The 17,255-nt window shown below is 50.8% G+C and carries 16 protein-coding genes; 6 read left to right on the top strand and 10 right to left on the bottom strand.

Annotated elements, in window-relative coordinates; all coding sequences use genetic code 11:
- The first annotated feature begins 16 nt into the window (after nt 1–16).
- On the top strand, nt 17–766 hold the full coding sequence (locus IKQ95_05615; protein MBR4196174.1) for a glycosyltransferase: 750 nt from the start codon (nt 17–19) through the stop codon (nt 764–766).
- A gap of 60 nt (nt 767–826) precedes the next feature.
- Here the strand turns inward: IKQ95_05615 and IKQ95_05610 are convergent, their stop codons facing one another.
- The 9 genes from IKQ95_05610 to IKQ95_05570 form a co-directional block, all read right to left on the bottom strand.
- On the bottom strand, nt 827–964 hold the full coding sequence (locus IKQ95_05610; GenBank protein ID MBR4196173.1) for a hypothetical protein: 138 nt from the start codon (nt 962–964) through the stop codon (nt 827–829).
- A gap of 104 nt (nt 965–1,068) precedes the next feature.
- On the bottom strand, nt 1,069–2,271 hold the full coding sequence (gene trxB, locus IKQ95_05605) for a thioredoxin-disulfide reductase (protein ID MBR4196172.1): 1,203 nt from the start codon (nt 2,269–2,271) through the stop codon (nt 1,069–1,071).
- A gap of 19 nt (nt 2,272–2,290) precedes the next feature.
- Entirely contained in the window at nt 2,291–3,064 is a 774-nt protein-coding gene (budA, locus tag IKQ95_05600) for an acetolactate decarboxylase (protein ID MBR4196171.1), read from the bottom strand.
- Nucleotide 3,065: 1 nt separating this feature from the next.
- Nucleotides 3,066–4,166, bottom strand: a complete 1,101-nt coding sequence (gene selD, locus IKQ95_05595) for a selenide, water dikinase SelD (protein MBR4196170.1) — start codon at nt 4,164–4,166, stop codon at nt 3,066–3,068.
- A gap of 88 nt (nt 4,167–4,254) precedes the next feature.
- Entirely contained in the window at nt 4,255–6,135 is a 1,881-nt protein-coding gene (selB, locus tag IKQ95_05590; GenBank protein MBR4196169.1) for a selenocysteine-specific translation elongation factor, read from the bottom strand.
- The gene (locus tag IKQ95_05585) at nt 6,128–7,522 is read right to left on the bottom strand and encodes an L-seryl-tRNA(Sec) selenium transferase (GenBank protein ID MBR4196168.1); all 1,395 of its coding nucleotides are present in this window, start codon (nt 7,520–7,522) and stop codon (nt 6,128–6,130) included. The genes selB and IKQ95_05585 overlap by 8 nt, the downstream gene beginning before the upstream one ends.
- Before the next feature lie 133 nt (nt 7,523–7,655).
- Complete coding sequence (locus IKQ95_05580; GenBank protein MBR4196167.1) at nt 7,656–9,227, bottom strand: BCCT family transporter; 1,572 nt, start codon at nt 9,225–9,227, stop codon at nt 7,656–7,658.
- An 86-nt stretch (nt 9,228–9,313) separates the two neighbouring features.
- Nucleotides 9,314–10,630, bottom strand: coding sequence for a glycine/betaine/sarcosine/D-proline family reductase selenoprotein B (locus IKQ95_05575; GenBank protein ID MBR4196166.1), 1,317 nt, complete (start codon nt 10,628–10,630; stop codon nt 9,314–9,316).
- 20 nt (nt 10,631–10,650) lie between these two features.
- The gene (locus IKQ95_05570) at nt 10,651–11,961 is read right to left on the bottom strand and encodes a glycine/sarcosine/betaine reductase component B subunit (protein ID MBR4196165.1); all 1,311 of its coding nucleotides are present in this window, start codon (nt 11,959–11,961) and stop codon (nt 10,651–10,653) included.
- Between the two features lie 389 nt (nt 11,962–12,350).
- Between IKQ95_05570 and IKQ95_05565 the strand changes: the two genes are divergently transcribed.
- The 5 genes from IKQ95_05565 (at nt 12,351) to IKQ95_05545 (ending at nt 16,383) form a co-directional block, all read left to right on the top strand.
- Nucleotides 12,351–12,689 carry a thioredoxin gene (locus IKQ95_05565; GenBank protein ID MBR4196164.1) on the top strand — a complete coding sequence of 113 codons (339 nt, stop codon included), beginning with the start codon at nt 12,351–12,353 and terminating at the stop codon, nt 12,687–12,689.
- A gap of 211 nt (nt 12,690–12,900) precedes the next feature.
- The gene (locus IKQ95_05560) at nt 12,901–13,377 is read left to right on the top strand and encodes a glycine/sarcosine/betaine reductase complex selenoprotein A (GenBank protein MBR4196163.1); all 477 of its coding nucleotides are present in this window, start codon (nt 12,901–12,903) and stop codon (nt 13,375–13,377) included.
- Nucleotides 13,378–13,460: 83 nt separating this feature from the next.
- The gene (locus tag IKQ95_05555; GenBank protein MBR4196162.1) at nt 13,461–15,005 is read left to right on the top strand and encodes a glycine reductase; all 1,545 of its coding nucleotides are present in this window, start codon (nt 13,461–13,463) and stop codon (nt 15,003–15,005) included.
- Nucleotide 15,006: 1 nt separating this feature from the next.
- Nucleotides 15,007–16,155 (top strand): glycine reductase, encoded by a 1,149-nt coding sequence (locus tag IKQ95_05550; protein ID MBR4196161.1) that lies wholly within the window; start codon nt 15,007–15,009, stop codon nt 16,153–16,155.
- Entirely contained in the window at nt 16,156–16,383 is a 228-nt protein-coding gene (locus IKQ95_05545) for a DUF3343 domain-containing protein (protein MBR4196160.1), read from the top strand. It abuts the gene before it with no gap.
- A gap of 45 nt (nt 16,384–16,428) precedes the next feature.
- On the opposite strand, the gene IKQ95_05540 is transcribed toward IKQ95_05545, so the two are convergent.
- A complete protein-coding gene (locus IKQ95_05540; GenBank protein MBR4196159.1) occupies nt 16,429–17,103 on the bottom strand; it encodes a lipid-binding SYLF domain-containing protein in 675 nt (224 codons plus the stop codon).
- Nucleotides 17,104–17,255: the final 152 nt, after the last annotated feature.

Raw genomic sequence — 17,255 nt, 5'->3', positions numbered from 1 at the left:
TTGAATCCAAAATGAGGTGATAAAAATCGCGCTGCCTGTTACAGTTCTGACTGTCTCATATAATGCTGAGGCAACTATATCGCGGACAATAGAGAGCGTTATGAGTCAGACATACGAGAATATAGAGTACATTGTGATTGACGGAGCCTCGAAAGACGACACGGCCATGATAGCGGAGTCGTATGTGGAGAAATTCTGCGCGAGGCCGGGAAGAGTCATGCGCGTGATTTCCGAGCCTGACCGGGGAATGTATGACGCTCTCAACAAGGGAGCGCGACTCGCTCACGGTGTCATTGTCGGGCAGATTAACGCGGATGACTGGTACGAGCCTGACGCGGTTCAGACGATGGCGGAGCTTTACGGGCGAGAGAAATACGACCTTGCGTGGGGAAGCCTGAACGTTATCACGGGGAAGGGGAACATCATAAAGCACGCAAAACGCGGACTCTTCTGGTCAACGTCTCACTGGTGCCACCCTGCGGCGTTTGCGTCCCGTGAAATATTGCTGAAGTATCCCTATCCGCTGATTAATTCGCACGATGATTTTGACTTTGCGACTCATCTTTATGTTGACGGGAAAAAGTTAATCCCGGTCGACAAGGTAATCAGCAATTTCACATTCGGGGGAATGAGTACAAAGAAGAGTCTGTGCGAGGCAAAAAGGCGGCTTGATGAGATTTACGGTATTCACAAGAAGTACGGCATGAGCAGGTTATATTATGTCTACAGATTAATCTTTGAGGCCGTGAAGTATATATTGACGTAAGACCGGGCATATACGCCCGACTGATACCGAAAAATCCCCAGTGTGATTATGTCGCAGGGGTCAACGTTCCATAAGCTGAGTCCCCGTCTGCCCAGCTCCTGAGCCTATAGCACGGTCTGAAATCTGCCTGCCTTCCTCATCAAATAATACCGCCTTGCACCCTGTTGTGCCTTCATCGACTCCCATTAAGTATTTCATGCTGTAACGGCATAGCTAGCTACTATTAGCCCTCAGAGTTTCACCGTGACAAAAAAGCCTCCCTCGCAAATTCACTGGGGAGGCTTTCACTTTTCACCGGGCTGTTATGCTAATGCCCCTTCAATTTCTGCCTCGCTCTTGAGAGTCGTTACTTTGTCAACAACGCCCTTCTTTATCACTGCGACTGCGGGCATTTTGTCAGCGAGTCCGAGCTTGTCGATCATTCTCGCGTTCCTGTAGCCGTCAATCACCGGGACTTTCACGCCCTTTGCTTTCGCGCAATTCTCGACAGCGTTCGACAGTTTCACCTGTGCTTCGTCAATGCTTGAGTAGAAGAACGCCTTGACCTCTTCCGGCTCTAAGAGTGTTGAGCGCAAATGAAGCTGCTCGTTGATGTATGAGCTTGCCGCCATTGCCGCGACTGCACCGTCAGCAGCTGCCGTGATTACCTGACGCAGGTATTTGCTTCTGACATCGCCCGCCGCGAAAATTCCCTCGACTGATGTCTCCATGTGGTCATTCGTAATGATCCATCCGCCCTTCTCGGACTTCACGAGACCTTTCACGCAGTCAACATCCGGCTCCTGTCCCACAAACATGAACACGCCCGAAACAGGAAGGTTTGAGATTTCCCCGGTGCGTACGTTCTTCAGCACGAGATTTTCGACCATTCCATCGCCCTCGATTTTCTCGACAACGGTATTGTAGACGGGTTCAATTTTGGGATTGGCGAGAGCCTGAGCGATTGCGGCACGGTCAGCACGGAACTCATCACGGCGGTGAATGATGTAGACTTTTGATGCAAATTTTGTGAGGTATCCGCCCTCTTCAACCGCTGTATTTCCTCCTCCAACAACGGCAACCTCTAAATCCTCAAAGAACGCGCCATCACACACAGCGCAGAAACTTACGCCCTGCCCAATATGCTCCGCTTCACCCTCACAGCCGAGCCTGCGGAAATGCGCGCCCGTTGCAACGATGATAGCTTCGGCTTCGATTTCGTTCTCTTCTCCGCCCTTTTTCGTGATGACGATTTTCTTGTCGCCGCGTAATTCTACTTTGCTGTTGTCGACCATGCGGAACTCAGTCCCGAATTTGAGCGCGTGATTCTTCAGCAAGTCGCCGATTTCCGGGCCTGTTGCGTGTGCGACACCGGGGTAATTCTCGATCTCGTCCGTGATGTTAATCTGTCCGCCTGTTGCTGCTCTCTCAAGTACGAGAACGTCAAGACCCGCGCGCCTTCCGTAAATTGCCGCCGACATTCCTGCCGGGCCTGCTCCGATGATGACAAGTTCATGCTTTTCCATTGTGGTAAATTCCTCCTTCTTAGTTTCCTTCTACCTGCTGAATTTCTTTCTGCATGTTGACGGATAAATCTTTGTCGTTGAAAGTCTTTCTGTTTGGAACAATCATAACAAACTCGCTTATTGTGTCCATTTCGAGAAGACAATTTTTTGTTGAGACGTTCAAGACATGGCCGCCCTTTGTCCCGTCTTCAGAGACAAAATGAAGGTGCCACCCCGCCGAATTGAGTCCGCGCATGTAGTTAGGGCAGTAAAGAGCTACGATTGTCCCGCGTATGTCGCTGTACTCAAATTCCCGCTGGTCAGTCTTGAGAGCGTCATTCAGCGGCTTGTAGGGTTCTTCCTGTTTAAGCTCACTGCGTACAAGGATATGAGGCATTAATCCGCTGACTTTTGCCATGTAGAACTGATTCCGGCCATGCTCGCGGGTTATCGAGGTCATAATTTCTGCAAGCGCGCTGAAATTCTCTGCTGTTACGCCGTCTTTCGATATGTCCGCGTCAAAAAATGTAACGTTCGCGAATGGGACTGTCTCATCATCTGAAGCAACTTTCACACTTCCGTCCCACAAAGCCTGATAGACTTTTCCGCCTGACATAATCAGCTCGCCATTCACGCCCTGAAATGTTCCGATGCCCGTATCGCCGTAAGACTTCAGCTCTTTCACGGTAATAACGCCGTCATATTCTCCCTGCATCAGCGACTGAAGCAACGCCGTCTGAAACAGCTCATCCCCCGCCGCAAACGCCTGACTCACCGACAACACAACAACCAGAACCGCCAAAAATTTCCTCATGTTAAAGCCTTCTTTCACTAACAATTATTCTGCCATTCCCTTTCGTGAACACGCCGATTATTTCTGCCCTTCCGAATCCCTCCTTCCTGATGTGATTCAGTACCGCCTGAGATTTTCCGGGACTCACGGCCAATAACAGCCCGCCCGATGTCTGAGCGTCATATATCATATCAATATCCGACTGATTAAGCCCGCTACTTACCCCCCTGTATCCCTTATTGGCATGGGGGACGAGAGAGTCGCCGGGGTTCTCGCCTCCCCTGCGAAAGGGGAGGGCAGGGAGGGGTCGCGGAGGGGTCGCCGCGGGGTCGCCGCAGAATCTCGGAACTACGTCAACATTGTCTTGATACATGGCCATGTTCCTATACGCGCCTTCAGGGACTAATCCCATGTCAGCAAGTTCCTTCACTCCCGCGATTGTCGGCAAAATTTTCGGATTGATTACGCAGTTGAGACTCCCGCCTAACATATCGAGAAGATGACCCGCGAGTCCGAATCCCGTAACATCTGTAGCGGCATTCACGGCCATGTGCAAATCATCAGGGAGATTCACAATGTTTAGAGTCTTCATGCTGTCAGTAGCTTCTGTTACTGTTGACTCGTCCTCAATCATTCCGGCTTTGATGGCTGTTACTGCGATCCCTGTTCCGAGGGGCTTTGTGAGAATGAGTTTGTCGCCTTCACGCGCTCCCGTTGTGCGCCAAAGTTTTAACTTCTCCGCCTCACCGTAAACAACAAGCCCGTATTTAGGCTCGTCATCCTGCACGCTGTGTCCTCCCACAAGAAAAGCTCCTGCGGTCCTCACACGCTCGAATCCTCCCTCAAGTATCGATTTCAGAACGTCAAGCTCAAGATATTTTGTCGGGAAGCATACGACATTAAGCGCAACAATCGGACGGCCTCCCATCGCAAAAACATCACTCAGCGAATTAGCCGCCGCAATCTGTCCCCACGTGAATGCGTCATCAACTACTGGCGTGATGAAGTCAACCGTCAAAATGCCGTAACGATTCTCATCAAGCTCAAAGACTGCCGCGTCCTCGTTCCCGTTCCATGAGGCTAGAATCCTGTCGCCGTAAATCTGAGGGATTCCCGATAACACTTCTTTTAGATCCGCCGGACCTATTTTCGCAGCTCACCCGCTGGAGTGTGAAAGCTCCGTGAGTCTCTTTTTGACGGCTTGCGACTCATTACAGCACGACACGAACATCACCCGCCCTTCTCGTGTAGCCTTTGCTGTCGAAATACTCAAGTATAGGGAGAATGTATTTCCGTGTGCTGCCAGTTGCGTCTCGAACCTGCGCTAATGTTACCTGGCTTCCGAGTCCGCGCAGAAGACTCCGCATTTCGTCTTCAAGCTCACGTATTAACACATAGCCTTCCGGGATTAATGCGAGTGATGAGTCATTCCTCATTGCCTGAATAATTTTCGTGAATTTTTGCCCGCCTTTTTCCGGGAGCGATAATTCTTTCCTGAGTTCGTCAAGCGTAGGGAGCTGCCATTTCCGACTCATGCAGAAATTTCTGACGGCCTCAATATTTGCGGTAAATGCCTCGTCATTCTCAGGGACAAAATCAGGCGTGTGAAGTTTGCCATCAGTCATCGCTATAATTCCTCGTTCGACAGCAAGATTTATGACTGAGCGCGAAACATTAGCCTCCTCTAGGGGCATTCCTTTTTCTGCGGGATAATGTGATTGATACTGCTTAACGGATTCTTTAAGGGAGTTCATGATTTCACCGCAGTAATTTTCCGACATAATATTGTTGTCTGCAATAACTATTTTTCCGGCTGACGATAATTTTTCAGTTAATGAGTCTAAATTCTCTTGTGTGTCCTGCAACACCTGCAACGCTTCAGACTTTTGCATGACTCCGGCTTCATTGATGAGGTATGCGAATCTTTCTGCGGGATTTTTTGCTGACTTTAGGCTGTCTATCCGCTGAAGGATTTTCGCACGCATGGCCGCTCCTCTAGGCTTGTAGGAGTAAGGGTAGATGATTTCCCCGCCTCCGATTGTGATCAGCGGGCTGTAGAATCGGAGAATGAATCTTTGTCCGTATGTGCAGACTACAGGCTCTTCAAGTACGAGCTGTGCGGGCTGAGACTCTCCCGGCTCAATCTGCTTTGTTGTGAGGAGTGATACGCGGGCTAATGCTTCCGATGTTCCTGTGCAGACGTGTACCCGCTGCCAATGCTTTATGGGTTCTTTCACGTTCGGGAGAATTTTTATGACGGCCTCAAAACATTTCGTGGGTCTGAATATTCCCTTGTGGCATACGACATCACCCCGCGAAATATCATCAATATCAATCCCCGCGAGATTCGCCGCGACTCTCTGTCCTGCGTATGCGCTCTCTACATTCTGCCCGTGAACCTGCAGCGTTCGTATTCTTCCCTCGCGCCCGGACGGTAATACTTCTATTCGGTCTGAAGGATGAGCCGTGCCGTGATACGCAGTCCCCGTTATGACAGTCCCGAATCCCGAAACAGTAAACGCACGGTCAACAGGAAGAAAGAACGCCCCGCTTCTCGGTCTCACTTTCACGCGGTCAATCAGTGCTGTGATCTCCCGCCGCAAGTCATCGAGTCCCTCGCCCGTAACACTCGACACAGGCACAACCGATTTTCCCTCAAGGAACGTTCCCCGCGCAAATTCTTTCACGTCATCAATAACAAGCTCAAGCATTCCTTCATCATCTTTAACGCGGTCGATTTTTGTTACTGCTATAAGCCCGTCATGAACGCCAAGAAGCTCCATAATCGCTAAATGCTCGCGAGTCTGAGGCATTACGGACTCATCAGCCGCAATCACGAGTAATGCCGCGTCAATTCCTGAAGCCCCCGCTACCATCTGGCGAATGAATCTCTCATGGCCGGGGACATCAATAACGCTTACGACTCTCCCGTCCTCAAGTTTCAGAGGCGCGAACCCTAACTCTATTGTGATTCCGCGCTTGCGTTCCTCTATTAGGCGGTCGCAGTTGATTCCCGTTAATGCGTTGATGAGTGCTGTTTTGCCGTGATCTATGTGGCCTGCCGTGCCTAACACTAACGATATTTCACGCATTGAGGACACCTGCCAGACTTGCCGAAATTGATTCAGCGTCAGAATCTTGAAGCGTTCGAACGTGAATCACAATCTCATTTTCACGCGCACCGCAAAGAATCGGGACATCGAGTCCGCGCAAAAGTTTCTGAATATATCCCGCCCCGTATGACTCATGCTTGACGGCGACTCCATATCCCCGCAACTTTATCTCAGGGCAGGAGCCTCCCCCGGTAGCGTCTTCAGTCTCAATGATTCGAATCTCAGCTTTCACTTTTTCCCGCAAACTTTCAGCGAGCGACTCAGCCTGTGATTTCATTCCGTCAATGTCGCGCCGTATCATTCTCAGAGTCGGAATGTCATCATATTTTCCCTGAGCGTAAAGCCTCAATGTAGCCTCGAATCCTGCTAGCGTAACTTTGTCGCACCTCAACGCCCGCGCAAGGGGATATTTCTTCAGTCGGTCAATGTATTTCTTCTTTCCTGCAATCCCGCCTATCTGAGGCCCGCCGAGTATCTTATCGCCCGAAAATGTTACGATGTCCGCGCCTGCCTCTATACATTCGCGTATGCTAATTTCCCCGCTGTTTGACGACAGGCCGATTATTTCACCGTCAACAAGCAATCCGCTTCCGGCATCTTCCATAAAGATTAGGCCGTGTTCTTTTGCGAGGCGTGATAATTCTTTGCGTTCGGGTGATGATGTGAAGCCTTCAATCCTGAAATTTGACGGGTGAATCTTCATGAGCATTTTTGTTGACTCATTGATTGCCCGCTCGTAATCGTAAAGGTGAGTGCGGTTTGTTGTGCCGACCTCGTGAAGAGTCGCGCCGGATAACTCCATTATGTCAGGGATTCGGAATGACCCGCCAATCTCTACAAGCTCTCCGCGTGAAACAATGACCTCTGAGTCTTTTGCGAGTGCCGACAATGCGAGCATGACCGCCCCGGCATTATTGTTGACGACGAACGATGACTCCGCACCAGTGAGAGCGCACAATAAATCCTCAACGTGTGAATTTCTCTGACCCCTCGCGCCGGCTTTGAGGTCGTACTCTAAGTTGCTGTAGCTCCCGGCAATTTCCGACATGGCCGAGACAGCTTCACTTGCGATTAATGAGCGTCCCAAGTTCGTGTGAATTACGACTCCCGTAGCATTCACGACGCGCCGGAGAAGGGGACGTGAGGCAGAAGCAAACGCATTCAGGCATGAGTCACGGAAATCATCAGGCGAAAAATCCCCGTCATCCTCAAGAATAGACCGCCGAATCTCTGACATCTCCCGCGTGATTATCCGCTTAACTCTCATTCGTCCGAGAGACTCTAGCCATGATTGCACCCATTCAAGTCCGAGAACTATATCCATTGCAGGAATAGCCCGGAGCTTCTGCCCTTTGTCCAATGTCAACAACTCCTTCTGATATTCTGCCTCTATGCAATTCCCTTCCCCGCAAGTCCTGTCCCCCCTGCCAAGGGGGGAGGGAGCGCAAGCGGAATGGGGGTCATCATAGGGGGAAGTTACGCTAGAATCATATCACGCGCTACAATTTGCCTTCCTTTTCGTCTTTGCACAGAGACTTCCACAATGACCAGCAAGCGCACACCATTATGATCGCAAACGGAGGAGCAGCCGTTAATGAGATTGTCTGCAAGTTCTGAAGTCCTCCCGTCATCAGCAAAACGATAGCAAGCGCGGCCATGAGGACTCCCCATACGCCCATCTTTGACTTTGACGGGTTGAGGTCGCCGTGATTCGAGTACATAGACAACACGAACGTTGCAGAGTTCGCAGACGTAACGAAAAATGTTGTGATTAAGACGAGCATTGTTACGGACATAATGAAGCCCATCGGGTAATACTTGTAGAGCGCAAAGACTCCCACAGATATATCTTTCGTTACCTGCGTGGCGATGTCGATTCCTTTAACGAGCTGGAGATGTAATGCTGACGTTCCGAAAATCGCAAACCATGTGAAGCTCCCTAACGCCGGAACAATGAGAACGCCCGCAACAAATTCGCCGATTGTCCTTCCGCGTGAAATTCTTGCGACGAATGAGCCGACGAAAGGTGCCCAGGCAATCCACCACGCCCAATAGTAGAGCGTCCAATTCTTGAGATGATCCGCGTATTTTCCTCCGTACGGTGCCATCATGAAACTCTCTTTTACGAGTCCGCTTGTGAAATCGCCGATACCTGTCATCAATGACTCAAGAATCGGGAGCGACGGCCCTACGAAAAATAACAGCACCATTAACGCGAGGCATATTACGAGATTGAGATTCGCCACAAACTTTATGCCCTTGTCGATTCCCAGAACCGCCGAACCTGTGTAAAGCACCGCAAGTATGATGATGATTGTTACCTGTATCATTGTCGTTTTGTCGATGCCGCCGATTTCGTTCAATCCGCTGTTAAGCTGTAACGTTCCGAGTCCTAATGACGTTGTGATTCCCGCGAGAGTCGCGAAGATTGCGAGAACATCAATAAATTTCCCGAACCACCCATCAACGGCCTTCTGTCCGAAAATCGGAATGAACAATGAGCTGATGAGTCCCGGTGAATTTCTCCTGAACTGGTAATAGGCCATAGGCATAGCGATTACTGCATAGCCCGCCCAAGGGTGAAGCCCCCAGTGGAAGAAGGAAATCTGCATTGCGTCTCTTGCTGCCTGAATAGATCCCGGCTCCGCTCCGAACGGCGTATTCTGGAAGTGTATCAGCGGCTCTCCTGCTCCGTAGAAGACGAGTCCGACTCCCATTCCGGCGGAGAAAAGCATTGCGAACCATGAAATATTGCTGTGCTCCGGGCGGTCTTCAGGGTTACCGAGTCTGACATTGCGGAATCTGCTGAACGCCATTACGAGGCAGAAGATGACAAACGCATTCATTGTGAGGAGATAGCCCCAGCCGAAATATTTTGTGAGTCCTCCGAAAAGCGCGTTTGCGAACCCTCCGAAATTTTCCGGCGCGAGATAGCCCCATGCTACGATTGCGAATGTGATTGCGATTGAGATTATGTAGACGGAATTAACTTTTGATGTTGACTTTTCCACGCCGCTGACTGATCCCGTTACGAGAAAATCGCGGCCTTCGTCTTTCTTTTTGTCGGACATGTGAAAAACTCAGCTCCTTTTGTGATTTTTTGCGCGTAAAAAAATGCCGGGGGCTGATTCTCACAACTCCCAGCATAATTTTTGCACTAGAATTTTGACGGGAAGACTGTCGGCTCTTCAACCGGTGTAGCAAGGGCGTTAAGTGCTGCTTCAACACGTGAAGTCCTGAGCTGCCATTCTGCCTCTTTGCTGAGTTCGGGGTCTCCGAGCGGGTAAGGCACTGATACTGTCTGCACCATTCTGTTTGACCCGACTGTTTTCGCAACATCGATAAGGTTGCACATTACTGTTACGGGGATTCCTGTACGCTCTATTTCTTTTCCCATCGTTGCACCGCAACGCGTGCAGGTTCCTCAGGTCGATGTGAGAATTACCGCGTCAACTCCCGCCTCGTGAAGCTCCTTTGCGATTTCACGGCCGAATTTCGCCGCAAATGCCTGTGTCGTTCCTGTTCCGACTGTAACATAGAACCAATCGTAGACCTTGCCGATTTTGCCCTGCTTCTCAAAGTAGCGCATAGCATCAAGCGGGATTCCTCTGTCAGGAACTGCGCACATTGCCGCCGGGTCAAATCCTGCGTGAATCGTCTTGTACACGCCTTCGGGTAAATTGTCCCTGTCTGCAATGTTGTACTTGCCCCATTTCTGAGCGGAAGCACTCTGAATCCTGTCGGGGTTGTCGACGGGTACGACTCCGCTTGACGAAACAAGAGCGATTGTAGCGTGTGCGAGATCCTTCAACGGTGCTGCGGGCGGAATCTTCTCCATGCTCGGAATGATTAACTCTGTCTGGAAAGGCTCGCCGTTAATCTTCTTGAGGAGCATATCAATAACTCTGTCAGCCGCCATGACTCCGTTAGGCTCAGGAATTTCCATACGGATTCCGCGCGGGAAATAACCTTCCTGTGCTGCCGGTAAAAGCTCTTCACCCTTTGCGATCTTTTTCGCGAATGCCGCCATCGGTGTAACGTCCTGCTTCATGAACGTAGCTTTGCGCCCGCCCTTGAAGATATACGCCGCCGCTTTGTACTCCTCAACGCCGGGGTTCTCCTCGTTCATTGAGGTGATTACAGGCACGTGATAGCGTTCTGATACGGCCTTGCAGATGATTCCGCAGCCGACTCCGTAACGCCCTGCCATGAATGCAGGCCCCGCAAAGAATATCCCGAACTCCTTTGTGTCGAGGAACGCGAAAATCTCCTTCAACGCCTCTTCCGTGTGATTCGTGATGTAGTTGTCTCCGCAGACGATCGTGTTTGTTACTTCGATGTCAGGCTTGCACATGGCATTGAGCATCATCGAGCAGCCGATTAATTTGTCGTGGAAGACCGGAGTCTGATCGGCCATTTCCTCGCCGCCGATTCCTGCAAAGAACTGGTTGATGTAATGTATAGCTTTCATGATTCTGATTTCCCCCCTTTATACTAGAAATCCGCGCATGTCCTCATGGAGTAACCGCTGATGTGATTCGCGCAGAACATTCCGTTATTCTCCATGACAAATGACCCGTCCGGCTTTATGCAGCCTTCCCAGCCGCCCGAATTGCCGTCCCTCGCAAGTGCTTCAAGCTCTCCGATAACTTCCATTCCTGCGGGGAACTCGTACATCTGCGAAACGTTGCCGGTCGTAACAAGCGCGTTAGTTGCGGGGTTCATTGACACAAGGGGCTGTGATGCTCCGTCGCGCCCTGTGCATTCGTCCGAGAGTCCTACCGTCTTGATTCCGAGTCTCTCAAGCTCAACAAGCATAGCCGTGTAATCGACATCGGGGTTGCCGTAGCCCTCTTCAGCGACAACAGCCGCCTGAACGCCGAGTGATGTTGCGATCTGCCCGGCCATTTTCACACAGCGGACTTTCTCATCCATTTTGACGTTAAGAGTCGACATTATTACGCCGAGGAAGTTTATTGTCTTTCCGTGCTGTGCGTAGAGTCTCTTAATCATCGGATTCGTCGCAAACTCGTAGGTTGAAATCTTTGATGACGTAGGCATGAATGAGCCTGACACCATACAGCCGTCAAGAAGTTCATTCGGGTGCATGAACGTGGGCAGAATGTGATTCCCGTCCCAGCCGTAAATCAATGTGTTGTAGCCCATCGCTTCCATCTGAGTCTGAGGCTGTAATACGTATACTACTCTCGGAAGTTTGTTGACTTCTTCGCTTCTCTCGTAGATTGACGGTAAATCGTAGACCTCGATATTTTCCGGCTCTAAGTCCTTTACGCACTGGCCGATGTATTCCGCGAGTCTCATTCCCGCCCATCTGAGAGCGTGATTCTTCTTCTGCTGTTCGTGCCGCTCAAAATCCTCGTCAGTGTCAGCAACAAGCACAAGATTCACCATGTCGCCGAAAATCGTATGGTGCTGGTATTTCCCGCCCATAGCGATTACGCCGTCCTGGAATCCGCCTGCGTGTTCACCGACTACGATTAATGAGCAGTCCTGAAGGCAATGTGTACGGCCTGAACCCGCTACTTCCATTTCTGACAGAACGCCGGGGAAAATTCCGTGTCCGCCTGAAACTTTGCACCGCATTTCTACGGCTTCCTTCACGGGGCAGAGTATCACGTTGTCGCCCGGGTGTACGATTCTGAAATCCGCTGTCGTTATATGCTCGTCTTCTTTTACGACCTTGAGCAGTTCTTCTTTGTTCACCGTAAGGACTCCGGCATTGTATGCTGTCTTGTCGCCGAACTTTATATCCTTGACGTGAAACGCTCCTATTTCAAGTCTCATTATTGAATTTCACATCCTTATTGTTGTTGAAACATGCACGCAGAATTTCACGCGCATAAAACCTTAACGCCCTTCCCGAATCATTATGGCCATTAACAAACCGACTCCATGAAAACCGCACCGCTGACTCTGAATCAGCTCCCGGAAATCACAGCGACAAATTCACGGCCTTTATTCCTCAGAAAGAGTCCGCCTCGTAAAAGTGAAGTGTGTGTGAAAATTTTGTTGGAATAAAAATGTTATCAGCGTCTAAAATTTTAACGGCGCGGGAAATTTTCGGCCATAACAAAAATCATTAACCGTTAATCAAATGAATCACGTATTGACGGAATCAAATCGAATCAGGAAAATACAATCATTCCATAAGGACAGCGAGGTGAAAATCAAAGATGGCAATCACCGAAATCACAAAGGAAAACTTCGAGGCCGAGTTCAAGAACAGCCCCGTACCCGCAGTGTTAGACTTCTGGGGGCCTAAGTGCGGGCCTTGCATGGCGTTAATGCCCAAGTACCACGAGTTAGCCGACAATCCCAAGTACGAGGGAAAATTCAAGTTCTGCTCAGTCGACACGTCAAAGAACAGGAGAGTCGCAATGATGGTACGCCCGGCAGTAATGGCACAGCCCACATTCCTTTTCTACAAGGACGGCGCAGAAGTGGCACGGCTCGGAGGCGATGACCTTACAATCGAGACGATAACAGCAAAGGTTGACGAGCTTATGGGCTAAACGAGGAATGCTTCGGCGACCCCTCCGCGACCCCTCCGCCTTTCAGGCACCTCCCCTTGCGCAGGGGAGGCAGGAGCAGGGAAAGCCATTAATGTCGGAGGTAATCCTCAAAGCGTTAAACGTAAAGTGAAAGTGTAAGTCAGCAAAAAATCAGCACGGAATAAAAATCAGTCAGCAAACAAAAAATTAAATGAAGGGATGGTGTCTTGACATGGGGAAACTTGCAGGTAAGAAATTATTGCTTCTCGGCGAGCGCGACGGCGTTCCCGGGCCTGCAATGGAAGCATGTCTCAAAGACAGCGGAGCGGAGATAATATTCTCAGCTACCGAGTGCTTTGTCTGAACGGCCGCAGGAGCGATGGACCTGCAGAATCAGCAGCGTGTAAAGGACGCTGGAGAGAAATACGGTACGGATTGCATTGTAATTCTCGGATCATCTGACGCAGAGGGCGCAGAGATTTACGCCGAGACAGTTACAGCAGGCGACCCGACCTACGCAGGACCCCTCGCCGGAGTTTCGTTGGAACTCCCTGTATATCACGTATTTGACCCCGTAATCAGAGCTGAGTGCGACCCCGCAGCATGGGAAGAGCAGATTAGCATGATGGAAATGGTGCTTGATCCTGAAGCATTAACCGCGGCAGTCAAAGGTATGCGCGACCAGTACAGCAAGAACGCTATTGAATAAGTAACATCCTGAAACAAAACGCCCGGGGGAATCCGTTAAAGAATCCTCCGGGCATTAATTTTACAGAAAGCGGAGAAAATATCATGTCAAAAGTCGGAATCAAAAGCTACTCATACTGCCTCAATCACGCCCCCGAAACAGGAAGCCATTACGGCGGGACACCCTATGAGGCATTCCACAGCGGAAAAGAGCAGGAGTATTTAGACGCGCTCCCGAAACATTTGCAGAGCTACGATCACGCGCTCCACTATGCGCCGAATCAGACATACATCGGCGGAATCTCCTACGAGGAATTTGAAGGACTCAAAACTCCGTGGGTTGATAACCTTCTTCCCGATGAGAAAGCGAAACGCTACGGGAAATTCGGCGAGCTTATGCCGGAAGATGAGTTTCTCGGATTAATCAGCGCATGTGATGAGTTCGAGCTTGTGTGGCTTGAGAAATCATTTGCGGAGGAAGTCAGCAAGAAATTGGCGGAAGACCCCGTAATCACAGAAGCAATCGTGAAAAGAGTCGTCCGTCCCAAGAATATGCACGATCTTGCGGAGATTGAGACGGAATACAAAGAACGCGCCGGACTCCCCCTGTATTTCGGCGGGAAGGTTGTCGGCTGTATCAGGAGCGGACATCCTACAGATCAGTGCTTGACGGCTCATGTGCTGATGGAGAATCTTGCGGGCAAAGCGTCAGGAGTCCTCGCACTTCTGCACCTCCTCAAGAACAGCGGAATGAATCCCCTTGACCTCGATTTCGTGATTGAGTGTTCAGAGGAAGGAGCCGGGGACGTAGGACAGAGGGCAGGCGGAAATTTCGCAAAGGCAATCGCTGAAGTTGCAGGCTGCACAAACGCTTCTGGCTGTGATGTACGCGGATTCTGCGCCGGGCCTGTAAACGCCATGATTAACGCGGCGGCACAGGTTGCTTCAGGTGCAAGGAAAAATATTGCGGTTGTCGCGGGCGGGTCAATTCCCAAGCTCTATATGAACTCACGCGACCACGTGAAGAAAGGACTCCTCGCGCTTGAGGACTGCGTCGGAAGTTTCGCCGTTCTGATTGTGCCTGATGACGGTACAATGCCCGTAATGCGTCTTGACGTTCTCGGAAAACACACGGTAGGCGCGGGCGGCGCACCTCAGGCCGTAACAAGTGCGCTGACGTTTGAGCCTTTGCAGAAAGCCGGACTCACGTTTGCAGATGTTGACAGATTCGCGCCGGAACTGCAGAACCACGAAATCACCGAACCCGCCGGAGCTGGCAACGTACCTTTAGCGAACATCAAAATGATTGCGGCACTCGCTGTAATGAAGAAGGCAATCGAGAAACCCGCAATGATGGACTTCATCAAGCAGCACGGCACAATAGGCTACGCACACACACAGGGACATATTCCCGCGGGCGTTCCCTTCATAGGCCCGGCATGTGAACTCATCAACGAGGGCAAAATCAAGCGCGCTATGATCATCGGCAAAGGCTCATTGTTCCTCGCGAGACTCACGAATCTTGCTGACGGTGCGTCATTCCTCATCGAGAAGCCTGAACCCGTTGCGCCTACGTCAGCAGTCAGCAAAGACGACATCAAAGCAATGATACTTGAAGCGTTAGGCGAAGTTGCCGGAAAGCTGGCCTAAAATGTCTGACGCAATCAAAAAATTAGTCGGCGAGGCTCTCAGCGAGATTATAGAGAGCGCGAAATCCGGCGGGCCTAAAGTCAGAGTCGGACTCATGGCCTCCGGGAGCGAACACGGCGCAAAGGAAATCGCAAAGGGCGCAAGATTAGCCCTTCAGACATCATCAGCAGTTATCCCCGTCCTTATCGGCCCGAAAGTTGAAGGCTACGAGGATTTAGAGTACATAGACTGCGAGGAGTGCGATATTCCCGCGAGGCTTGAAGAGGCTGTGAAGTCCGGGGAAGTCGCCGGAGCTGTGGCAATGCATTTCCCGTTCCCGCTCGGCGTAACGACAATCGGAAGAGTCTTCACGCCCGGAAGAGGCCGGCCTATGATTCTCGCGTCAACAACAGGAACATCATCAACCGTACGCGGCGAGGCAATGTTACGCAACGCAGTCTACGGAATCGCGGTCGCAAAGTCTCTCGGAATCGCAAATCCTACTGTCGGCATACTCAATGTTGACACAGCACAGCCCGTTTTCCGTGCGCTGTCCCGAATGAAGGAGAAAGGCTACCCGATAACGTTCGGTGAGTCGACCCGCGCTGACGGCGGAAGTGTTCTGCGCGGAAATGACATCTTAACGGGAGCTGTTGACGTTTGCGTTACTGACACTCTTACGGGGAATGTTCTCGTCAAAATGTTCTCGTCATTCACGACAGGCGGAAGCTACGAGGCAACCGGCTGGGGCTACGGGCCTTCATGCGGCGAGGGATGGAAGCATGTCGTCTCTATCGTCTCCCGTGCATCAGGCGCGCCAGTCATCGCGAATGCTCTTGCGTTCACAGCCGCTGTGATTCAGGGAGGATTGCCGGAAAAAGTTGCTGACGAACTCAAAGCCGCCAGAAATGCCGGGCTTGATGATGAAATTGACGGACTCACACCTAAAGCGGCTCAGGCTGAAGAGGAAGTGAAAGCACCTCCCGCAGAACCGACAGATGACGAATTACACGGAATTGATGTACTTGAGATCGACAACGCGGTGAAAGTTTTGTGGAAGGAAGGAATTTACGCCGAGTCCGCAATGGGCTGCACAGGGCCGGTAATCAAAATGCCGCGCAGACACATGGAGAAGGCCGCCGAAATTCTCAAAGCTAACGGCTATCTGTAAATGTTCTGCCTTGCCACATTCAAGACTACAAGCGCGGCGTTACTCTTTGAGCGGTCATGCCGGAAATCAGGAATCCCCGCGCGTATTGCCCCGGTGCCAAGAAAATTGTCATCATCGTGCGGATTAGCCTGCGAGTTTCCCTGCGACATGAAGGAAAATGTTGAAGGGATTGCGGGAGAAAAGAAGATTAACGTTGCGGGGTATCACGAAATAACAGAAGAGGAATAAGAATGCAGGGGGTGAAGGAATTTTGCCCCCTGTAATTTTTGCGGTCTACTTTGCTTTCTTGATGAGATTGTCGAGAGCATTAACGAGCGGAAGTATACGCTTGTCATCTGCGGGCTTGTTGAGGGCTTCTTTCGCCGTAACCTTGTCGCCCCAGTACTCTTTGTTGCGCTTCACGCTGATGCTAATCACAGAGCCGTCAAGAGAGACACCCGCGAAAAGTCCCTTTGCGATTGAGTAGCTGTAGATTGACGCTTTAATCTGCGCGTCTGTAGCAGCCTCCGCACGTCTTCCCACAGGCCCCGCGGCAATCGAGAAATCTCCGCCGAGTTTCGTTTTGCTCCCGGTGAAAGCTCCGACTCCGCGCTCGTTCGACACAGACAGAAGAAGCGCAACGCTCTGAACTCCGGCCTGAAATCCGAATGACCCTCCGCCGATGTTGTAGAAGCTAGGCCCGTACCATTTGCCGTTTTCGTGGCGGAGAATGAGTCCCTCGCCGTATTCGCCGCCGATGATGAAGCCTGCTTTGACCATTGACGGAACTATAGCTATGGCGCGGGAGGCGTTCACGGTGTCAGCCATTGAAGAAACGTCGCCCTGCGATGACATTTCCTCGATTATTGAGACCGCCCCGGTGATTATCGAGTCCGCAGTCGCCGCCGCGAATGATGTTCCCGAAACTGTGAGGACAAGAACGAATGCTAATGCCGCAAATTTTTTCATGATTTATTTTCCTCCTGCTGAAAATTGGACTGCCTGAATTATGACACAGCGCGGGCAATTTTTCACTTATTCAGAATTTCACAGGCGTTAATTTTTTTGGGACTCATATTCTGCCCTGTGTAATAAAAATTTTTCTCTGCTAAAATATTCCA

This window comes from Synergistaceae bacterium (assembly GCA_017540085.1).
Lineage (GTDB): Bacteria > Synergistota > Synergistia > Synergistales > Aminobacteriaceae > JAFUXM01.
The sequence above is the reverse complement of the archived record's forward strand: the minus strand, read 5'-3'. Positions and strand labels throughout refer to the sequence as shown.

Bases quoted from the DNA above. Each gene is read 5' to 3' on its own strand.
- IKQ95_05610 (MBR4196173.1), bottom strand. From the start codon at position 964: ATGAAATACTTAATGGGAGTCGATGAAGGCACAACAGGGTGCAAGGCG.
- IKQ95_05570 (MBR4196165.1), bottom strand. From the start codon at position 11,961: ATGAGACTTGAAATAGGAGCGTTTCACGTCAAGGATATAAAGTTCGGC.
- IKQ95_05550 (MBR4196161.1), top strand. From the start codon at position 15,007: ATGTCTGACGCAATCAAAAAATTAGTCGGCGAGGCTCTCAGCGAGATT.
- IKQ95_05555 (MBR4196162.1), top strand. From the start codon at position 13,461: ATGTCAAAAGTCGGAATCAAAAGCTACTCATACTGCCTCAATCACGCC.
- IKQ95_05580 (MBR4196167.1), bottom strand. From the start codon at position 9,227: ATGTCCGACAAAAAGAAAGACGAAGGCCGCGATTTTCTCGTAACGGGA.
- IKQ95_05565 (MBR4196164.1), top strand. From the start codon at position 12,351: ATGGCAATCACCGAAATCACAAAGGAAAACTTCGAGGCCGAGTTCAAG.
- IKQ95_05540 (MBR4196159.1), bottom strand. From the start codon at position 17,103: ATGAAAAAATTTGCGGCATTAGCATTCGTTCTTGTCCTCACAGTTTCG.
- selB (MBR4196169.1), bottom strand. From the start codon at position 6,135: ATGCGTGAAATATCGTTAGTGTTAGGCACGGCAGGCCACATAGATCAC.
- IKQ95_05545 (MBR4196160.1), top strand. From the start codon at position 16,156: ATGTTCTGCCTTGCCACATTCAAGACTACAAGCGCGGCGTTACTCTTT.
- trxB (MBR4196172.1), bottom strand. From the start codon at position 2,271: ATGGAAAAGCATGAACTTGTCATCATCGGAGCAGGCCCGGCAGGAATG.
- budA (MBR4196171.1), bottom strand. From the start codon at position 3,064: ATGAGGAAATTTTTGGCGGTTCTGGTTGTTGTGTTGTCGGTGAGTCAG.